This window comes from Curvibacter sp. CHRR-16 (genome assembly GCF_018474005.1).
Lineage (GTDB): Bacteria > Pseudomonadota > Gammaproteobacteria > Burkholderiales > Burkholderiaceae_C > Allorhodoferax.
The window spans coordinates 456,069-472,409 of record NZ_JAHCSH010000001.1 but is presented as its reverse complement, the minus strand read 5'-3'; the positions used below and the strand labels follow the sequence as shown (position 1 = coordinate 472,409).

The 16,341-nt window shown below is 59.5% G+C and carries 15 protein-coding genes; 2 read left to right on the top strand and 13 right to left on the bottom strand.

The window, feature by feature from the left end; genetic code table 11:
• Positions 1-34: 34 nt before the first annotated feature.
• From KIK84_RS02180 to KIK84_RS02160, 5 genes are all read right to left on the bottom strand, one after another.
• A complete protein-coding gene (locus KIK84_RS02180; RefSeq protein WP_214121336.1) occupies positions 35-1,237 on the bottom strand; it encodes an ammonium transporter in 1,203 nt (400 codons plus the stop codon).
• A gap of 69 nt (positions 1,238-1,306) precedes the next feature.
• Positions 1,307-2,488, bottom strand: coding sequence for an MFS transporter (locus KIK84_RS02175; protein WP_214121335.1), 1,182 nt, complete (start codon positions 2,486-2,488; stop codon positions 1,307-1,309).
• Positions 2,485-3,579, bottom strand: a complete 1,095-nt coding sequence (aroC, locus tag KIK84_RS02170; RefSeq protein WP_214121578.1) for a chorismate synthase — start codon at positions 3,577-3,579, stop codon at positions 2,485-2,487. The genes KIK84_RS02175 and aroC overlap by 4 nt, the downstream gene beginning before the upstream one ends.
• Positions 3,580-3,626: 47 nt before the next feature.
• A complete protein-coding gene (locus tag KIK84_RS02165) occupies positions 3,627-4,085 on the bottom strand; it encodes a CBS domain-containing protein (RefSeq protein WP_214121334.1) in 459 nt (152 codons plus the stop codon).
• A gap of 137 nt (positions 4,086-4,222) precedes the next feature.
• Complete coding sequence (locus tag KIK84_RS02160; RefSeq protein WP_214121333.1) at positions 4,223-5,443, bottom strand: YihY family inner membrane protein; 1,221 nt, start codon at positions 5,441-5,443, stop codon at positions 4,223-4,225.
• 20 nt (positions 5,444-5,463) lie between these two features.
• On the opposite strand from KIK84_RS02160, the gene KIK84_RS02155 reads away from it, so the two are divergent.
• Positions 5,464-5,883 carry a DUF2069 domain-containing protein gene (locus KIK84_RS02155; RefSeq protein WP_214121332.1) on the top strand — a complete coding sequence of 140 codons (420 nt, stop codon included), beginning with the start codon at positions 5,464-5,466 and terminating at the stop codon, positions 5,881-5,883.
• Positions 5,858-7,282 (top strand): FAD-binding oxidoreductase, encoded by a 1,425-nt coding sequence (locus tag KIK84_RS02150; RefSeq protein ID WP_214121331.1) that lies wholly within the window; start codon positions 5,858-5,860, stop codon positions 7,280-7,282. Before KIK84_RS02155 ends, KIK84_RS02150 begins: the two co-directional genes overlap by 26 nt.
• An 11-nt stretch (positions 7,283-7,293) precedes the next feature.
• On the opposite strand, the gene KIK84_RS02145 is transcribed toward KIK84_RS02150, so the two are convergent.
• From KIK84_RS02145 to KIK84_RS02110, 8 genes are all read right to left on the bottom strand, one after another.
• The gene (locus KIK84_RS02145) at positions 7,294-8,433 is read right to left on the bottom strand and encodes a sensor domain-containing diguanylate cyclase (RefSeq protein WP_214121330.1); all 1,140 of its coding nucleotides are present in this window, start codon (positions 8,431-8,433) and stop codon (positions 7,294-7,296) included.
• Positions 8,434-8,488: 55 nt separating this feature from the next.
• Positions 8,489-9,541, bottom strand: a complete 1,053-nt coding sequence (locus KIK84_RS02140) for an adenosine deaminase (RefSeq protein ID WP_214121329.1) — start codon at positions 9,539-9,541, stop codon at positions 8,489-8,491.
• Positions 9,538-10,539 (bottom strand): Rieske 2Fe-2S domain-containing protein, encoded by a 1,002-nt coding sequence (locus tag KIK84_RS02135; RefSeq protein WP_214121328.1) that lies wholly within the window; start codon positions 10,537-10,539, stop codon positions 9,538-9,540. Before KIK84_RS02135 ends, KIK84_RS02140 begins: the two co-directional genes overlap by 4 nt.
• A gap of 64 nt (positions 10,540-10,603) precedes the next feature.
• Entirely contained in the window at positions 10,604-11,755 is a 1,152-nt protein-coding gene (locus KIK84_RS02130; RefSeq protein ID WP_214121327.1) for a BMP family ABC transporter substrate-binding protein, read from the bottom strand.
• Positions 11,756-11,792: 37 nt separating this feature from the next.
• Positions 11,793-12,725 (bottom strand): ABC transporter permease, encoded by a 933-nt coding sequence (locus KIK84_RS02125; protein ID WP_214121326.1) that lies wholly within the window; start codon positions 12,723-12,725, stop codon positions 11,793-11,795.
• A gap of 1 nt (position 12,726) precedes the next feature.
• On the bottom strand, positions 12,727-13,803 hold the full coding sequence (locus tag KIK84_RS02120; RefSeq protein WP_214121325.1) for an ABC transporter permease: 1,077 nt from the start codon (positions 13,801-13,803) through the stop codon (positions 12,727-12,729).
• Positions 13,796-15,346 (bottom strand): ABC transporter ATP-binding protein, encoded by a 1,551-nt coding sequence (locus tag KIK84_RS02115; RefSeq protein WP_214121324.1) that lies wholly within the window; start codon positions 15,344-15,346, stop codon positions 13,796-13,798. Before KIK84_RS02115 ends, KIK84_RS02120 begins: the two co-directional genes overlap by 8 nt.
• Complete coding sequence (locus KIK84_RS02110; protein ID WP_214121323.1) at positions 15,347-16,294, bottom strand: LysR family transcriptional regulator; 948 nt, start codon at positions 16,292-16,294, stop codon at positions 15,347-15,349.
• Positions 16,295-16,341 lie beyond the last annotated feature (47 nt).

The window sequence follows — 16,341 nt, the reverse complement described above, 5'->3', positions numbered from 1 at the left end:
AGCATCCGCCCCCTCGCTCAGGCGAGGATGGGCATTACCAGCTGACGTCGCGGTCGGGCGTAGCGCGGATGCGGTGGATGCTCAAATCCGCACCCTCAAACTCTTCTTCTTGCGACAAGCGCAAGCCCAGAACCAGTTTGATAAGGCCGTACACAACCAAACCACCCACTGCAGCCCACGCCACACCCAGCGCAGTGCCCAGCAGTTGCGAGACGAAGCTCACCCCACCCAAGCCACCCAAGGCGTGTTGGCCAAACAAGCCAGCGGCTATGCCGCCCCAGGTGCCGCACAGGCCGTGCAGCGGCCACACGCCCAGCACGTCGTCAATCTTCCAGCGGTTTTGCGTGGCGGTGAACATGGCCACAAACAGCAAACCTGCCACCACACCCACCACCAGTGCGCCCAGTGGGTGCATGAGGTCGGAGCCCGCGCAAACCGCTACCAAACCAGCCAAGGGGCCGTTGTGCACAAAGCCGGGGTCGTTCTTGCCTGCCAGCAACGCCGCCAGCGTGCCGCCCACCATGGCCATGAGGGAGTTGACCGCTACCAAGCCGGAAATTTTGTCGATGGTCTGCGCGCTCATAACGTTAAAGCCAAACCAGCCAACGCACAGAATCCACGCGCCCAAGCCCAAGAAGGGAATGTTCGATGGCGGGTGGGCCGAGATGCCGCCGTCTTTGCGGTAGCGGTTGGAACGCGCGCCCATCAGCACCACAGCGGGCAAGGCAATCCAGCCGCCCACCGCGTGCACCACCACAGAGCCTGCAAAGTCATGGAAAGGCGCACCAAAAGTCGCCTCCAACCACGCTTGCACGCCGAAATGGCCATTCCATGCGATGCCCTCAAAAAACGGATACACCAAGCCCACGATGATGGCCGTGGCCAAGAGCTGCGGCCAAAACTTGGCTCGCTCGGCAATGCCACCCGAAATAATGGCCGGAATGGCCGCTGCAAAGGTGAGCAAGAAGAAGAACTTCACCAGCTCGTAGCCATTCTTTTGCGCCAGCACATCGGCACCCACAAAGAAGCTGCTGCCATAGGCCACGCTGTAGCCCACCACAAAGTAGGCGATGGTGGAGACAGAAAAGTCCACCAAGATTTTGACCAGCGCATTGACTTGGTTTTTGTGCCGAACGGTACCCAGCTCCAAGAAAGCGAACCCAGCGTGCATGGCCAAGACCATGATGCCGCCCAACAAAATAAAGAGGGCGTCAGAGCCCTGTTTTAGTGCATCCATGAAATTTTCTAGTGCATTGAGGTTGATTTAAGTGCATCCGAAGGTTGAAAAACCTTGAATGCACCAAACTCAAGCAAAAAATGCGCCAGAACGGTGTATGCACCAAATTCGCCACGCGCACAGTGCAGCCACCGCCGCACTGGCCGAGCAGGCCCAGTAGATGCTGGACAGACCCCAATAGCCTTGCATCCACCCGCCCAAAAAGCCTGCCAGCATGCCTGGCACGCCATAGGCCAGCACCACGTACAGCGCCTGGCCACGCCCCAGCAATGCACCAGGGAAGAAACGGGCAATCAAGGCCATCGCTGCGCTGTGGTGGGCAGCAAATGTGAATGCATGCACGGCTTGTGCGATCACCATGACCCACAGCACCGTGGCCAACTCCGCCGTCACAGCCATGCGCACCGCCATGACCGCACTGCCCAGCAGCAACCACTGCGGCAAAGCCAGCAAGGGCATCCAACGGCTTTGGGTAAAGAACCACGCAATTTCCACCGTCACGCTGACCGACCAGTACACCCCGATCATGGTTTTGCTGTAGCCAAGACTATCGAGGTACAGCGAGAAAAAGGTGTACAGCCCCATGTGCGAGAGCACATGAAAAAACGCCCCGACAAAGAACCACTGCACCTCTTGGCGACGCAGCACAGAGGCCACTGGCATAGGGGCTTGCCCGGCACTGCTGCTGTAGAGCGTAGGCGTGCGCATAGCCGCCAACAGCAGCAAGACAGCACTGACCAGCACCACCCACACAAAGGTTTGCAAGCCTTGGCGTTCAAACCACCAGCCCGCAAACAGCACCGCCAGCATGAAACCAACCGATCCACACAAACGGATGCGTCCATACAAACGGCTGTCCAAATGCCCGTCTTGGCTGATGACTTGGCTCACCGCCGCATCGCTGAGTGGTTGTATGGCACTGAAGTGGGCATAAATACCCAGCAGCACCAAAGCCACCCACCATGCACCACCTTGCCACCAAAGGCCGAGTGAGCACAACAGCGTCATGGCCGATAGCCAGCGCAACACCTGCGTACGCTTATGGGTTTTGTCGGCCAAAGCGCCCCATGCGTAGGGCACAAACACACGGGTCAAGGGCTGAATAGCCATCAGGCTGCTGATAACCCCGACCGCCAAACCTTGTTGCTTGAGCCACAAGGGCAGATAGGTCGTAAAGAAAGCGCCGTATACGCAATAGGCAGCCGTCAGCCACGCAAACGCGACAACGGCTTTGCGCTGCGTAGGACTCATGCCTGCGCAGGGATCGCAGACAGGCTGGGATTCACATCCCCACACTGGGCGCGATGGCGCAGCACATGGTCCATGATGACCAAGGCCAGCAGCGCCTCGGCAATGGGCGCGGCACGGATGCCCACGCAGGGGTCGTGGCGGCCTTTGGTCACCACCTCGATGGGGTTGCCATGGATGTCGATGCTGGCGCGCGGCGTCAAGATAGAGCTGGTGGGCTTGATGGCGATGCTCACCTCAATATCCTGCCCGGTGGTGATACCGCCCAAAATGCCTCCGGCGTTGTTGCTGGCAAAGCCTTGCGGGGTGAGCGAGTCGCCATGCACGGTGCCGCGCTGGGCCACGCTGCCAAAGCCAGCGCCTATCTCGACGCCCTTGACGGCGTTCAGGCCCATCATGGCGTAGGCAATGTCGGCATCCATCTTGTCAAACAAGGGTTCACCCAAACCAGCGGGCACGCCACGCGCCACCACACGGATGCGGGCACCGCAGGAGTCATGCGCTTTGCGCAATTCGTCCATGTAGGTTTCCAGTGCAGACACATCGGCCACCGGGGCAAAGAAGGGGTTATGGGGCACATGCTCCCACGACTCGAAGGCGATGGGCAACTCGCCCAGTTGCGTCATGCAAGCGGCAAAAGTGCAGCCGATGTGTTCTTGCAGCCATTTCTTGGCCACGGCTCCAGCGGCCACAGTGGGCGCTGTCAGGCGGGCGCTGCTGCGGCCACCGCCACGCGGATCGCGCAGGCCATATTTCTGGAAGTAGGTGTAGTCCGCATGGCCGGGGCGGAAGGTTTCCAGAATGTTGCCGTAGTCTTTGCTGCGCTGGTCGGTGTTTTGGATCAGCAGCGCAATGGGGGTGCCGGTAGTGCGGCCTTCGTACACGCCACTGAGGATTTGCACCGCATCGGGTTCGTTGCGCTGCGTCACAAAGCGCGAGGTGCCGGGGCGGCGTCTGTCCAGTTCGACCTGAATGTCCGCCTCGCTCAAAGCCAACCCCGGGGGGCAGCCGTCAATAACGCAACCTATTGCAGGGCCGTGGGATTCACCAAAGTTGGTGACGGTAAAGAGATGTCCGAAAGTATTGCCGCTCATGCAGGCGATTATCGCCTGCATGGCCTGCCCTGCTGCGTTGCAGTGGCTTAGTCGGTAGCGGCTTGCTTGTCGTCGTCCGGCCAGCCGCGGATAAAGGCCTTGAGCATGGTGTTCTCAAAGTTTTGGCTATCGACCACGGCCTTGGCCACGTCGTAGAAGCTGATCACGCCCATGAGCATGCGGTTGTCCACCACGGGCATATAACGGGCATGGCGCTCTAGCATCATGCGGCGCACTTCGTCCATCTCGGTGTTCAGGGTGCAGATGAGTGGACCCGAATCCATGGCACGGTACACGGTGGTGGTGCCAAAGCTGCCGCCGTTTTTCACGATGGCTTGGATCACTTCACGGAAGGTAAGCATGCCCACCACCAAGCCGTGCGACATGACCACCAGCGAGCCCAAGTCGTTGTCGGCCATCAGCTTGGCCGCGTCGGCCAAACTGTCTTCTGGCGTGATGGTAAAGAGCGTGCTGCCCTTGAGCTTGAGGATGTCACTGACTTTCATGGTGCAAATGTATGGCTAGGTTGTAGCTGGGTATAGGTATGCAGACAATATAGCCCAGCCCCGCAGGATCTGGGTATCAGGAGCATTACCAGTGCAACTGGAAAGCGCCCCCATTAGGGCAGCTTATGCTCCTGTTTTTATAGCACGTCCCGCAGTGTTTGTGGACTCTGCAAGGCATTTTTCCACCAATTGAAGGTGATGCCATGCGGTTGCAACAAAAGCCGCTGTGCCAAGACTCCCAAATCAGCATGTTCGGGCTCGACCAGCAACACATGGCGCGAGAGTTCTATGGATGCATCCCCCTCATGCAACTGGCCCACCCAGTCCAGCTGCTGAAGGGCTTCCAGCACAGTTTCGAGGCGCTGTGTATCGACCTGCAGTTGGCGACAAAGTTCGGGCAGACTCAGGCCACGCTCGGGCAAGAGGCGCGCTTGGTAGAGCAACTGCAATGCTTCCAAGCCCAACTGGAACTGCCAGCCATTGCCCAGCTTGCGGCGTGGCACGTGGGACAACAGTGCCGGCAAATACGCGGTGAGTGCCGCACCCAGCAACACAATGACCCACGCGATGTACACCCACACCAGCAAGATAGGCACCGTGGCAAAAGCGCCGTACACCAGTGAATAGGTGGGTACTTTGGCAATGTAAAAGGCCAAGCCACGTCGCGCCAACTCCAATCCCGAGGCCACAAACCAGCCGCCCATCCACGCATGGCCCCAGCGCACTTCGGTGTTGGGGATGTAGTGAAACGTGCAGGCCATACCCGTTGCCACCAACACGAACTGCACCACGTCCAAGGCCAAACCCACCCCTCCGGGCAACCAACCTTTGGACGACGCCAAGGCATAAGACGTGAGCGCCAAACTCGCACCCAAGAGCAGTGGGCCCAAGGTGATAGCAGTCCAGTAAATGAGCAGCCGCTGCCCAAATGGGCGACGGCGGCGCACGCGCCAAATGCTATTGAGCGTGCGGTCTATGGTGAACACCAGTGCCAACGCCGAAATCAGCAATGCCGACAAACCGGCCATGCCCAGCTTGTTGGCTTGGCGGGCGAATGTGCTCAGGTAGCCCAGCACTTGGCGGGCGATGCTGTCGGGCACCAAACTCTGCACCAACCATTTTTGCAGCACGTCCTGAAATTTGGCGAACATGGGAAAGGCGGTGAAGATGGCCAGCGCCAAGGTGAACAGTGGCACCAAGGCAATGATGGTGGTGAAGGTCAGGCTGCTGGCGGTCAGCGCCAAGCGGTCTTCCCGAAAGCGCTCGCGCAGCGTCAGCAACGCATCGCGCCAAGGAATGCTGGCTACCTCCCGTAGCCACAGGCGCAAACGGTACAAAGCAGTTGGGGCAATAGTCATCCCGCTATGATGCCACCGCTATGCTGCCTTCCTCTTCTCCATCCCCGGCGGTTCGCCTGCTGCGCTGGGTCAATGTCTTGGTACTGCTGGCCTTGGTGCTGCTGTGCCTAGGCTGGGAGTTATGGTGGGCCCCCGTGCATCCTGGCGGTTCATGGCTGGCACTCAAGGTGCTGCCCCTGTGTCTGCCGCTGGCGGGCCTGCTGAAAAATCGCCTCTACACCTACCGCTGGCTGGCATTGCTGGTGTGGCTGTACTTTGCCGAGGGAGCCGTGCGCAGCACCAGCGATCCCAATAGCCTAAGCAGCCTGCTGGCCTTGGCCGAACTGGCGTTGAGCCTGCTGCTGTTTGTCGGCTGCACCATTTACATTCGCCTGCGCTTGGCCGCAGGTCAAGCACAAGACCGTTCTCCAAACCATGAGCACCCAACACCCCATTCTTGATACCTTGCGCGCTATCGTCGGCGCAACCCATGTACTGACCGATGCCGATGGCGACCTGACCGCCTACGAGCAAGACTGGCGCAAGCGCGAACGCGGCAAAGCCTTGGCTGTAGTGCGCCCCGCCAGCACTGACGAAGTAGCCGCCGTGGTACGCGCCTGCGTGGCCCACAAGGTGGCACTGGTTCCCCAAGGCGGTAACACCGGCATGGTGGTGGGCTCTACGCCCGATGCCAGTGGCACGCAGGTAGTGCTCAACCTCACGCGCCTGAACCGCATCCGCACTATCGATGCGGCCAACCTGACGGTGACTGTGGAAGCCGGCTGTGTGCTGCAAACCCTGCAAGAAGCCTGCGCCGCGCAGGGCTACTTGTTCCCACTGAGTTTGGCCGCCGAAGGCAGTTGCACCATAGGGGGCAACTTGGCCACCAATGCGGGCGGCACGCAGGTAGTGCGCTATGGCAATACGCGCGAGCTGTGCCTAGGGCTGGAAGTCGTGACCGCACAGGGCGAGGTCTGGCACGGCCTCACGGGCCTGCGCAAAGACAACACGGGTTACGACCTGCGCCATCTGTTTATTGGCTCCGAAGGCACGCTGGGCATCATCACCGCTGCCACGTTGCGCATTTATCCGCAGCCTGTGGCCCAGCTCACGGCCTTTGCTGCCCTGCCCTCACTCGATGCGGCGGTACAGCTACTGGGTTTGGCGCACCAGCATTTGCATGCAGGGCTGACGGGTTTTGAGGTCATGGCCGATTTTGCGGTGGGTTTGGTGCGCAAGCATTTTCCACAGCAGCGCATTCCTTTTGCTGCAGCCGCATCGCCTTGGTACGTGGTGTTGGAGAACTCGGATCTCGAATCCGAGACGCATGCCCGCACCCGCTTTGAGGCGCTGATGGAAGCCGCGTTTGAACAAGGCTGCATCACCGATGCGGTGATTGCGGAAAACATCGCCCAAGCGCACGCGCTGTGGCACATCCGCGAGAGCGTGCCACTGGCGCAAGCACAAGAGGGGCTGAACATCAAGCACGACATCTCACTGGCGGTGTCCCGCATCCCCGCCTTTGTGGCCGAGATGGACGCCCTGCTGGCCCAGCACTACCCCGGTGTGCGCTTGGTCAATTACGGCCACCTAGGCGATGGCAACCTGCACTACAACGTGCAAGCCCCCGAGGGCACCAATGGCGAAGCCTTCCTGCTCGAGCAAGAAGGCCAGGTCAACACCTTGGTGTACGACATGGTGCAGCGCTACAGCGGCTCTATCAGCGCCGAACACGGCATAGGCAGCATGAAGCGCGACAAACTAGCGCACTACAAAGAGCCCGCGGCGCTGGCACTGATGCGCAGTATCAAAGCCGCGCTAGACCCGCAGGGGCTGCTCAACCCGGGCAAGATGCTGTAAGCCATACCAACTCATGCCTTGGCCATCTGCGCCAAGGGTGACGGTTCGGCACAGTAAGCCACTTGGTTGCGGCCATTGCTCTTGGCTGCATACATCGCTTTGTCCGCAGCTGCCACCAGTTGCTCGGGCTTGATGGCATCAGAAGGAGTTAGCACCGCTACGCCAATGCTGACCGTGACATGCGATGACTGCGGTGAAGCGGGATGCTCCAACGCCTCCTTCACAACCGCCTCGCGCAGCATCTCGGCAGTCAGAATCGCTTGTTCAACGGTTCTGCCAGGCAGCAGCAATACGAACTCTTCGCCTCCATAACGGGCGACCAGATCGTTGGCTTCCACGGCAAATGGCTCACACACGCAGGCTAGTCTGCGCAGGCATTCATCACCGCGCAAATGACCTGCGGTGTCATTCAAAGCCTTGAAATAGTCGGCATCGGCCATCAGCAAGGCCAGTGGAGCGCCCTCGCGCATTTGCCGACCCCACACTTCTAGCAAGCGCACATCGAATAAGCGTCGATTGGCCAGCCCCGTCAAGGGATCGCGCATGGAGAGTTGGAGTAACTGGTGATTGAGTACCGTCAGTTGGTCTGCCATGCGTGCGAAATGGAGAGCACCAGCCACCAAATCGGCCACCGCATTGAATACAGCACAAGACTCCTCATCAAAAAAATCGGTACGTCCGCTTTCAAGGTTGAGGACACCGTGCAAGCTATGGCCATGGCGCACGGGAACCATGTATTCGGAGCGTGTAATGCTATTGCCCGGAACATAGTCCGGGTCGGTGGCCGTATCGCGCACCAAATGGGGTTGGCCCAGCGTCGCGCAGCGGCCAATAGCCCCCACGGTAATAGGCCAGCGCCCCGTTAGCGCCAAGGGTGACTGGGTAAAACTGCCGGAATAGACCTCGTGAACAAACTCGGTTTTGTCCTCATTGAGCAGCAAAACACTGGCGATGGAAACAGGCAGCTCTTGCACCAAGCAATTGCAAATGCCCTTCATGATCGAATCGACACTGCCCTCTTGCAACGCTTCTTTGGCGATGCGTATCAGAATCCGCGTGAGGGTTGCTTGGCGAGCGGGTGCATCTTGCTCACTCCATGCAATAGCAACTGGTTGAGCGTCATTGTTATCGATTGCAGTTGGCGACAACATTTGTTCACACATAGAAACAGTTTACCTGCTGCGGCCACTTCCCATCAGGGGATTTTCAGGAAAAACCCTCAAATACCTCTTGCAGCCGATGCATATAGCGCTGGCGCAGGCTGGCGTCGATGAAGCTGGCCTCAAAGCTATTGGCCGCTAAGGTGTAGGCATGCTGGGCATTGAGGCCCAGTGCGGCAAAGGTTTGGGTGAAGTTCTCGTTGATGTAGCCACCGAAGTAAGCCGGGTCGTCGGAGTTGATGGTGGCACAAATGCCAGCATCGAGCATGCGCCCGATGTTGTGCTGGGCCAGCGTGGGGAACACACACAACTTGAGGTTGGACAAGGGGCACACGGTCAGCGGCATCTTGTCTTGGGCCAAGCGCTGCATCAAGGCAGCGTCGTGAATAGCTTGCACGCCGTGGTCTATGCGCTCGACTTGGAGCACATCGAGCGCACTCCAGATGTAGGCTGGCGGAGCCTCTTCGCCCGCATGGGCCACCAACCGGAAGCCTAGCTGGCGCGCGCGCGCATATACGCGGGCAAATTTTTCTGGCGGGTGGCCTACTTCGCTGGAGGCCAAGCCAATGCCCACGATTTTGTCGCGGTGCGGCAGCGCTTGTTCCAGGCATTCAAAGGCTTCTTCTTCGCTCAAATGGCGCAAGAAGCACAGGATGAGCGAGGCGGTCATGCCGAACTTGGCTGGGGCATCGGCACAGGCTTGGTACAGGCCGTTGATGACGGTATCGGCACTCAGTCCATGGCCCGTGTGGGTTTGGGTATCGAAAAACAACTCGGTGTGCAGCACGTTGTCGGCCTGCGCCCGGGCCAAGTAGGCGCAGGCCATGTCATAAAAATCTTGCTCGGTTTTGAGCACCATGGTGCCGTCGTGGTAGATGTCCAAGAACTCTTGCAGGTTGTTGAACACATAAGCGTCTTTGAGGCTTTGCACGCTGGGGTATTTGAGCGCCACGCCATTGCGCGCAGCCAAGGCAAACATCTGCTCAGGCTCGAGAGAGCCTTCGATGTGCATGTGCAGTTCCGCCTTGGGCATGGCCCGCAGCAAATCGGGCAATCGCTCAGCGGCGATGGGAGGAACGGTATAGGCAGAACGGGTCATGGTTGTACTCCAAAGGTAATGTGTTGTTCTCGTAAATAGCGGCGATAAGCACTGGAGAGTTTGTCTGCAGCGCAATGCACTTCGTGTGCCAAGTTGAGCGGCAGCAACTGGGGTTGCTGGGACTCCAGCACCGGCTGGTCTTGGGTGAATATGGTGTGCTGAAACGCTTGCAAGTGCTCGTCACTGCTGTGCCAGTCCAGCATAGCCAGTCGGAACCAGACGCGGCTACGTGTGGGCTCCATGGGGCCAATGAACAAGGCGATGGATTCGCGAAAGCCTTGCACGGCCACGCTGTGCGCATCGGGCACTTTACTCAGTGCGGCGGTATAAGGGGCTAGCACTTCATAGTCGTAGGTGACCTCTGCTGGAGCGGTGGAGTGCACATTGCTTTGCGGCTGCCACGCTTTGCACTGGCTGGCACGCACGCCATGGGCGGCGCGCTCGACCACGTAGTCGGCCACCTCGGGCTGTTCGCGCACCCCCAACCAGCCTTCGTGCACAAAGCCAAAGTGGGCCATGTCCAAAAAATTCTCCACGATGCGCGGTGCACTGGTCGCCACGTCGTAGGGGCCACAGAGCACTTTGCGCAAGGCGGGGTCGTGCTCGGCAGCAAAGTGGGGAACGGCATGGGCCGCAGCTTGTGCGGGCTGCAAATTCACCCACACCAAACCATAGGCTTCATGGGCAGCATAAGGTTGCAGCGCATGGCTGGACGGTGGCTCAAAACTGTGCACCGCTGGCACACGCACACACTGGCCACGGGCATCGAACTGCCAACCGTGGTAGGGGCACTCCAGCCGATGGCCACAGTCATCTGTGCGCAGCACCCGGCCCAAGGACAACTGGGCACCCCGGTGTGGGCAACGGTCAGGCCATGCGTGTGCGCTGCCCTGCCCATCACGCCATAGCACCACGCGCTGCCCCAGTAGCTGCACCGCCAATGGCTGGTCTTGCAGGATATAGCTGCTTACTACCGGATGCCAGAGCTGTTCTTGCACAGTGCCCCTCCAACGAAAAAGGGCCGTGAGAACGGCCCTTGGTACTCACGCATGCACCGAGTGCTTACTTGGCACCGGGCACCTTGCCTTCCACGCCTTTGACGAAGAAGTTGATACCGCTCAGGAACTTGTCGTCGGCGGTTTCACCGTCTTTCAAGACTTCCTTGCCAGCGTTGTCTTTGATGGGGCCTTTCCAGATAGCGAAGCTACCGTCTTTCAGACCGGCCTTGATCTCGTCGATCTTGGTTTTGGTTTCGGCAGGCACATCTTCCGCGATGGACACGATGTCGATAGCGCCTTCCTTCACACCCCACCAGCTGGGCTCAGACTTCCATGTGCCAGCCAAGACGTCCTTGGTGGCTTTGATGTAGTAAGGCGTCCAGTTGATGATGGAAGAACCCAAGTGGGCTTTAGGACCGTAGGAGCTCATGTCAGAGTCCCAACCGAAAGCGCGCTTGCCCTTGGCTTCAGCGGTTTTGAGCACGGAAGCAGAGTCGGTGTTTTGGAACAGCACATCCGCACCGCCGTTGATCAGGCTGGTGGCGGCTTCGGTTTCTTTTGGTGGATCAAACCAAGCGTTCACCCACACCACCTTGACCTTGACCTTGGGGTTTTGGGTTTGGGCACCCAGTGTGAAGCTGTTGATGTTGCGCACCACTTCTGGAATTGGCACAGAAGCGACCACACCCAAGGTGCCAGACTTGCTCATCTTGCCTGCAATCACGCCAGCCATGTAAGCGCCTTCGTAGGTGCGGCTGTCGTAGGTGCGCATGTTGTCAGCGCTCTTGTAGCCGGTGGCGTGCTCGAACTTCACGTCCTTGAACTCAGGAGCGAGTTTGAGCATGGTTTCCATGTAGCCAAAAGTGGTGCCGAACACCAGCTTGTTGCCTTGGCTGGCCAAGTCACGGATCACGCGCTCAGCGTCCGCAGACTCGGGCACGTTTTCCACAAAAGAGGTTTGGATCTTGTCGCCGAATTCTTTTTCCAGTGCTTTGCGTGCGCTGTCATGGGCAAACGTCCAGCCGCCATCACCCACTGGGCCTACGTAAGCGAACGCAATTTTCAGCGGCTCTGGTTTGGCCGGTGCGGGGGCTGCCGCAGCGGGGGCTGGTGCAGGTGCGGGCTCTTCTTTTTTGCCGCAACCTACCAAAGCAGCACCAGCCACAGCGGTGAGCGCTGCCAACTGGAGCAAAGAACGTTTGTACAGATCAGTCATTGCACTTCCTTGTTAAAAAAACGGTATACCTAAACAATCAGGAACCGGGGTGGAAAGCCTTCCCTAGCGAAGCTGGCATATTAATGCGAATCCACTGCGGATTGCGCGAAATCAGCACCAACACAAGCACCGTAGCCACATAGGGCAACATGCTCAGGAACTGGCTAGGTATATCCACACCAATGCCTTGCAAGTGGAACTGCAGCATGGTGACCCCCCCAAAGAGATAAGCACCAAGCAATACACGTGCCGGACGCCATGTGGCAAAGGTCGTGAGAGCCAATGCAATCCAGCCCTTGCCAGCCACCATACCCTCCACCCACAGTGGGGTATAGATGACAGACAAATACGCCCCCGCCAAACCGCACAACGCGCCACCAAACAGCACCGCCAGCAAGCGGATGCGGCGCACCGGGTAACCCAAGCCGTGGGCAGCCTCAGGGTTCTCGCCCACGCTGCGCAAAATCAAACCCGAGCGGGTACGGTAGAGGAACCACACCATGGCTGCAGCCAACAGCACGGTGATGTACACCATGGGGTGGTGGCGAAACAAAGCAGGCCCCACGAATGGAATATCTGCCAAGCCGGGAATGGCGTAACTGGCACGCTCGGAAATTTTCTCTTGCACAAAGCCTGTGCCCACAAAAGCCGAGAAGCCAGCCCCAAACAGGCTCAGGGCCAGCCCCGTGGCGTACTGGTTGGTATTGAGCCAAATGACCAAGAGGCCAAACACCAGCGCCAGCAACACGCCAGCGCCCATGCCCGCCGCAAAGCCCACCAAGTCACTGCCAGAGCGCACCGCTGCGGCAAACCCGGCAATGGCGGCGCAGAGCATGATGCCCTCGGGGCCCAAGTTCACGATGCCTGATTTTTCGTTGATGAGCAGCCCCAAGGAGGCCATAGCCAGCACCGTGCCCGCGTTCAGTGTATCGCTCAGCGTAACGGCTAGCAGTAATGCGTTTGTGTCCATCTCAGCGCACCTTTTCCTGTTTGTCTAAATGGATGCGGTAATGCACCAGCGTGTCGCACGCCAGCAAGCAAAACAGCAGCAGGCCTTGGAACACGCCCGTGAGCGACTTGGGCAAGCCCAAACGGGACTGCGCCAACTCACCACCGATGTAAAACATGCTCATGAGCAGCGCCGACAGCACCATGCCCAACGGGTGCAAGCGCCCCACAAAGGCCACGATGATGGCCGCAAAGCCATAGCCTGCTGGCACATAGGGCGTGAGCTGCCCCAAGGGCCCAGCCACCTCCAGCGCCCCAGCCATACCCGCCAAACCGCCGGATATGAGCAGCGCCGTCCACAAGGCTCTGCGCGACGAAAAGCCTGCATAGCGCGCTGCCGCGGGCGCCAAGCCACCCACTTGCTGGGCAAAGCCAGCGCGGGTGCGGAACAAAAACACCCACACCGCCAGCACCGCCACCAGTGCCAGCAGCACACCGATGGTGACGCGCGATCCGCTGAACAGCTTAGGGATGTGTGTGGCCGCTTCAAAGGTTTTGGTCTGTGGGAAGTTAAAACCCATGGGGTCTTTCCACGGCCCATAGACCAAGTAGCCCAGCCACTGAATGGCCACGTACACCAGCATCAGGCTGACCAAGATCTCGTTGGCGCTGAAGCGGTCACGCAAGAAAGCCACGACGCCTGCCCACAACAAGCCTGCCAAGGCCCCCGCCAGCAAGACTGGCACCACAATCCAGCCCCCGGTGGTGGGAGTGGCCAAAAGGGCTACCCCACTGGCGGCCACCGCCCCCATGATGTACTGCCCTTCGGCCCCGATATTCCACACATTGGAGCGGAAACACACACCCAACCCGAGTGCGATAAGCAGCAAAGGTGTGCCTTTTACAAGCAACTCGCCCCAGCCATAAGCGCTGCGAATAGGCTCCCAAAAGAACACACCCAAGCCCTTGACGGGATCTTTGTCCAAGGCCAGAAACAAGAGTACGCCCAGCACCACCGTGAGCAATAAAGCCAACACGGGGGATGCATAGACCCAAAACGCCGACACTTGCGGCCGCGCTTGCCAACGCAATTTAGCCATGGGCCACCTCCTGCTTCTCAGGAGTTGTTTGCCACAAACCACTCATCCATTCCCCCACTTTTTCTACCGTTGCTTCGGCCACCGGCAACGAGGGGGACAAGCGCCCACGTGCCAGCACGTGCAGGCGGTCACTCACTTCAAACAACTCGTCCAGCTCTTCGCTCACCACCAGCACGGCGCAGCCGGCATCGCGCAGGGCCAAGATGGATTCGCGGATTTGCGCCGCAGCGCCCACATCCACCCCCCAAGTCGGCTGGGAAACGATGAACAGGCGCGGTTTGGCATCGATCTCGCGGCCGACGATGAATTTTTGCAAGTTGCCGCCCGAGAGCGATTTGGCCGCCGCCCCCGCCCCATGGGCCTTGACGCGAAAGGTGTCGATGATGCGGCTGGCATGCTCACGCAGTTGGCCCAGCCGAATCCACCCCCCCGCCACCCGGCTGCCATGAATGGCTTCGCTGCGGGTCAGCAACATGTTTTGCGCCAAACTCAGCGTGGGCACGGCCCCTCGGCCCAAACGCTCCTCGGGCACAAAGTGCAGGCCCAAGGCACGGCGCTGGCCGGGGTGCAGTTGCGACACGTCTTGTCCATCGACCAACACAGTGCCTCTGGCAGCCCGCGTGTCTTCGCCTGACAAGGCGTACAGCAACTCGCGCTGACCATTGCCCGACACGCCCGCTATGCCGACCACTTCGCCCGAACGCACCTCCAAGCCAATGCCTTGCAGCGGCACACCAAACTGGTCTTCACTGGGCAGGCTCAAATTACGCACCGTCAACACCACCGCACCTTGCTGGGGCGCACGGCGCTGCAGCGCTGGGGGTTCGGCACCAATCATGAGGCGCGAGAGCGAGGCATTGCTTTCCTCGGCAGGTTTGCACGTGCCCGTGACCTTGCCGCCACGCAGCACGGTGCAGGCCGAGCACAGGGCGCGGATTTCGTGCAGCTTGTGGCTGATGTACAGAATGCTGCAGCCCTCGCTGGCCAGCTTGCGCAGCACCACAAAGAGCTTCTCAACCGCTTGCGGGGTTAGCACCGAAGTGGGCTCGTCCAAGATGAGCAACTTGGGTTCGGTGAGCAACGCACGAATGATTTCCACCCGCTGCATCTCGCCCACGCTCAGGGTGTGCACCGGGCGCAGTGGGTCGATGTCCAGCCCATAGTCTTGGGCTTTTTGGCGGATGCGCTCGGTCACTTGCGCCAGGGTCTCGCCCGTGTCCAGCCCGAGCCACACGTTCTCGGCCACGCTCACGGTGTCAAACAGGTTGAAGTGCTGGAACACCATGCTGATGCCCAAAGCGCGGGCTTCTTGCGGGTTGCGCACCGCCACTTCGCGCCCATTGAACTCGATGGTGCCGGCATCGGGCTTGACCGAGCCGTAAATGATTTTCATGAGCGTGGATTTACCCGCTCCGTTTTCACCCAACACAGCGTGGATCTCGCCGGGCAGCACCCTCAGCGACACGCCGCTGTTGGCCACCACACCAGGGTAGGCCTTGGTAATACCCGTGAGCTGCAGCCGGGGTATGGTTGGTACAGACATTCAAAGACTTCCTTCAGGCAGTTTTTTCAGATCACCTGCCACGGTTTTGATGCAATCGCGCAGCCAGCGGCTGGCAGCACTGGTGTGCGAACGTTTGTGCCACAACTGGTAATACATCATGCGGGGAAACTCCACCGGGCTTGGCAAGATGACCAAGCCATTGCGCTGCACAAAGCGTTCGCAGTACTGACGCCCGGTGGTCAGCACAAGCAAAGTGGATGCCACCATGCTGGGTATGAGCGCGAAATACGGTGTGCGCACGGTGATATTGCGCTGCAAACCCAGTCCTTCCAAATGCTCGTCGATCATGCCCAAACTGCCGGGGTAATACGGCACTGGGGCCACGTGCTCGGCCTTGAGCCAAGCGTCTTGATCCCAGCCACGGCGCACAGCCGGGTGGTTTTTGGACACCAAGCACACCACTTCATCGCCCAACAAGCGGCCCATGTGCAAGTCATCAGGCGGCTTGGGCCAGTTGCCAATGACCACATCGATCTCGCCCTGCGCCAGTTGGTGGCGGTAATCGACACTGGCGTACAGCGGGTGTATTTCCAAGTGCGCCATGGGCGCTTGCTCTTTCACGCGGGCTACCAAAGTGGGCAAAAACAGCGGATCCAAGTAGTCGCTGGCCGCTATGCGAAACGTGGTGCGTGCCGTCGTCGGAGCGAAGCCGCGCACGTCGGTAAAGAGCATTTCTGCAGCGCGCAAGATGCTGGCACTGGGCTCAATCATGCGCAGCCCCGTCACCGTGGGCACCATACCCGAGCCCGAGCGCACCAGTAGCTGGTCATCGGCCAGCATGCGCAGGCGTTTGAGGGCGGCACTGACTGCCGGTTGGTGCATACCCAGTTTGATGGCTGCACGAGAGACACTGCGTTCGGTCAGCACCGTGTGCAGCAACCGAATCAGGTGCAGGTCTATCTTGTCAAACAGCTCTTGGTCTCTCATGCAGGGCATCCGGCGGATTGTTCTTGTCTTGTGCAGGGGCTGTCATA

What these genes read in the sequence shown, in the direction of transcription:
- KIK84_RS02180 (WP_214121336.1), bottom strand. Translation starts at nt 1,237, where the DNA reads ATGGATGCACTAAAACAGGGCTCTGACGCCCTCTTTATTTTGTTGGGC.
- KIK84_RS02175 (WP_214121335.1), bottom strand. Translation starts at nt 2,488, where the DNA reads ATGAGTCCTACGCAGCGCAAAGCCGTTGTCGCGTTTGCGTGGCTGACG.
- aroC (WP_214121578.1), bottom strand. Translation starts at nt 3,579, where the DNA reads ATGAGCGGCAATACTTTCGGACATCTCTTTACCGTCACCAACTTTGGT.
- KIK84_RS02165 (WP_214121334.1), bottom strand. Translation starts at nt 4,085, where the DNA reads ATGAAAGTCAGTGACATCCTCAAGCTCAAGGGCAGCACGCTCTTTACC.
- KIK84_RS02160 (WP_214121333.1), bottom strand. Translation starts at nt 5,443, where the DNA reads ATGACTATTGCCCCAACTGCTTTGTACCGTTTGCGCCTGTGGCTACGG.
- KIK84_RS02155 (WP_214121332.1), top strand. Translation starts at nt 5,464, where the DNA reads ATGCTGCCTTCCTCTTCTCCATCCCCGGCGGTTCGCCTGCTGCGCTGG.
- KIK84_RS02150 (WP_214121331.1), top strand. Translation starts at nt 5,858, where the DNA reads ATGAGCACCCAACACCCCATTCTTGATACCTTGCGCGCTATCGTCGGC.
- KIK84_RS02145 (WP_214121330.1), bottom strand. Translation starts at nt 8,433, where the DNA reads ATGTTGTCGCCAACTGCAATCGATAACAATGACGCTCAACCAGTTGCT.
- KIK84_RS02140 (WP_214121329.1), bottom strand. Translation starts at nt 9,541, where the DNA reads ATGACCCGTTCTGCCTATACCGTTCCTCCCATCGCCGCTGAGCGATTG.
- KIK84_RS02130 (WP_214121327.1), bottom strand. Translation starts at nt 11,755, where the DNA reads ATGACTGATCTGTACAAACGTTCTTTGCTCCAGTTGGCAGCGCTCACC.
- KIK84_RS02125 (WP_214121326.1), bottom strand. Translation starts at nt 12,725, where the DNA reads ATGGACACAAACGCATTACTGCTAGCCGTTACGCTGAGCGATACACTG.
- KIK84_RS02120 (WP_214121325.1), bottom strand. Translation starts at nt 13,803, where the DNA reads ATGGCTAAATTGCGTTGGCAAGCGCGGCCGCAAGTGTCGGCGTTTTGG.
- KIK84_RS02115 (WP_214121324.1), bottom strand. Translation starts at nt 15,346, where the DNA reads ATGTCTGTACCAACCATACCCCGGCTGCAGCTCACGGGTATTACCAAG.
- KIK84_RS02110 (WP_214121323.1), bottom strand. Translation starts at nt 16,294, where the DNA reads ATGAGAGACCAAGAGCTGTTTGACAAGATAGACCTGCACCTGATTCGG.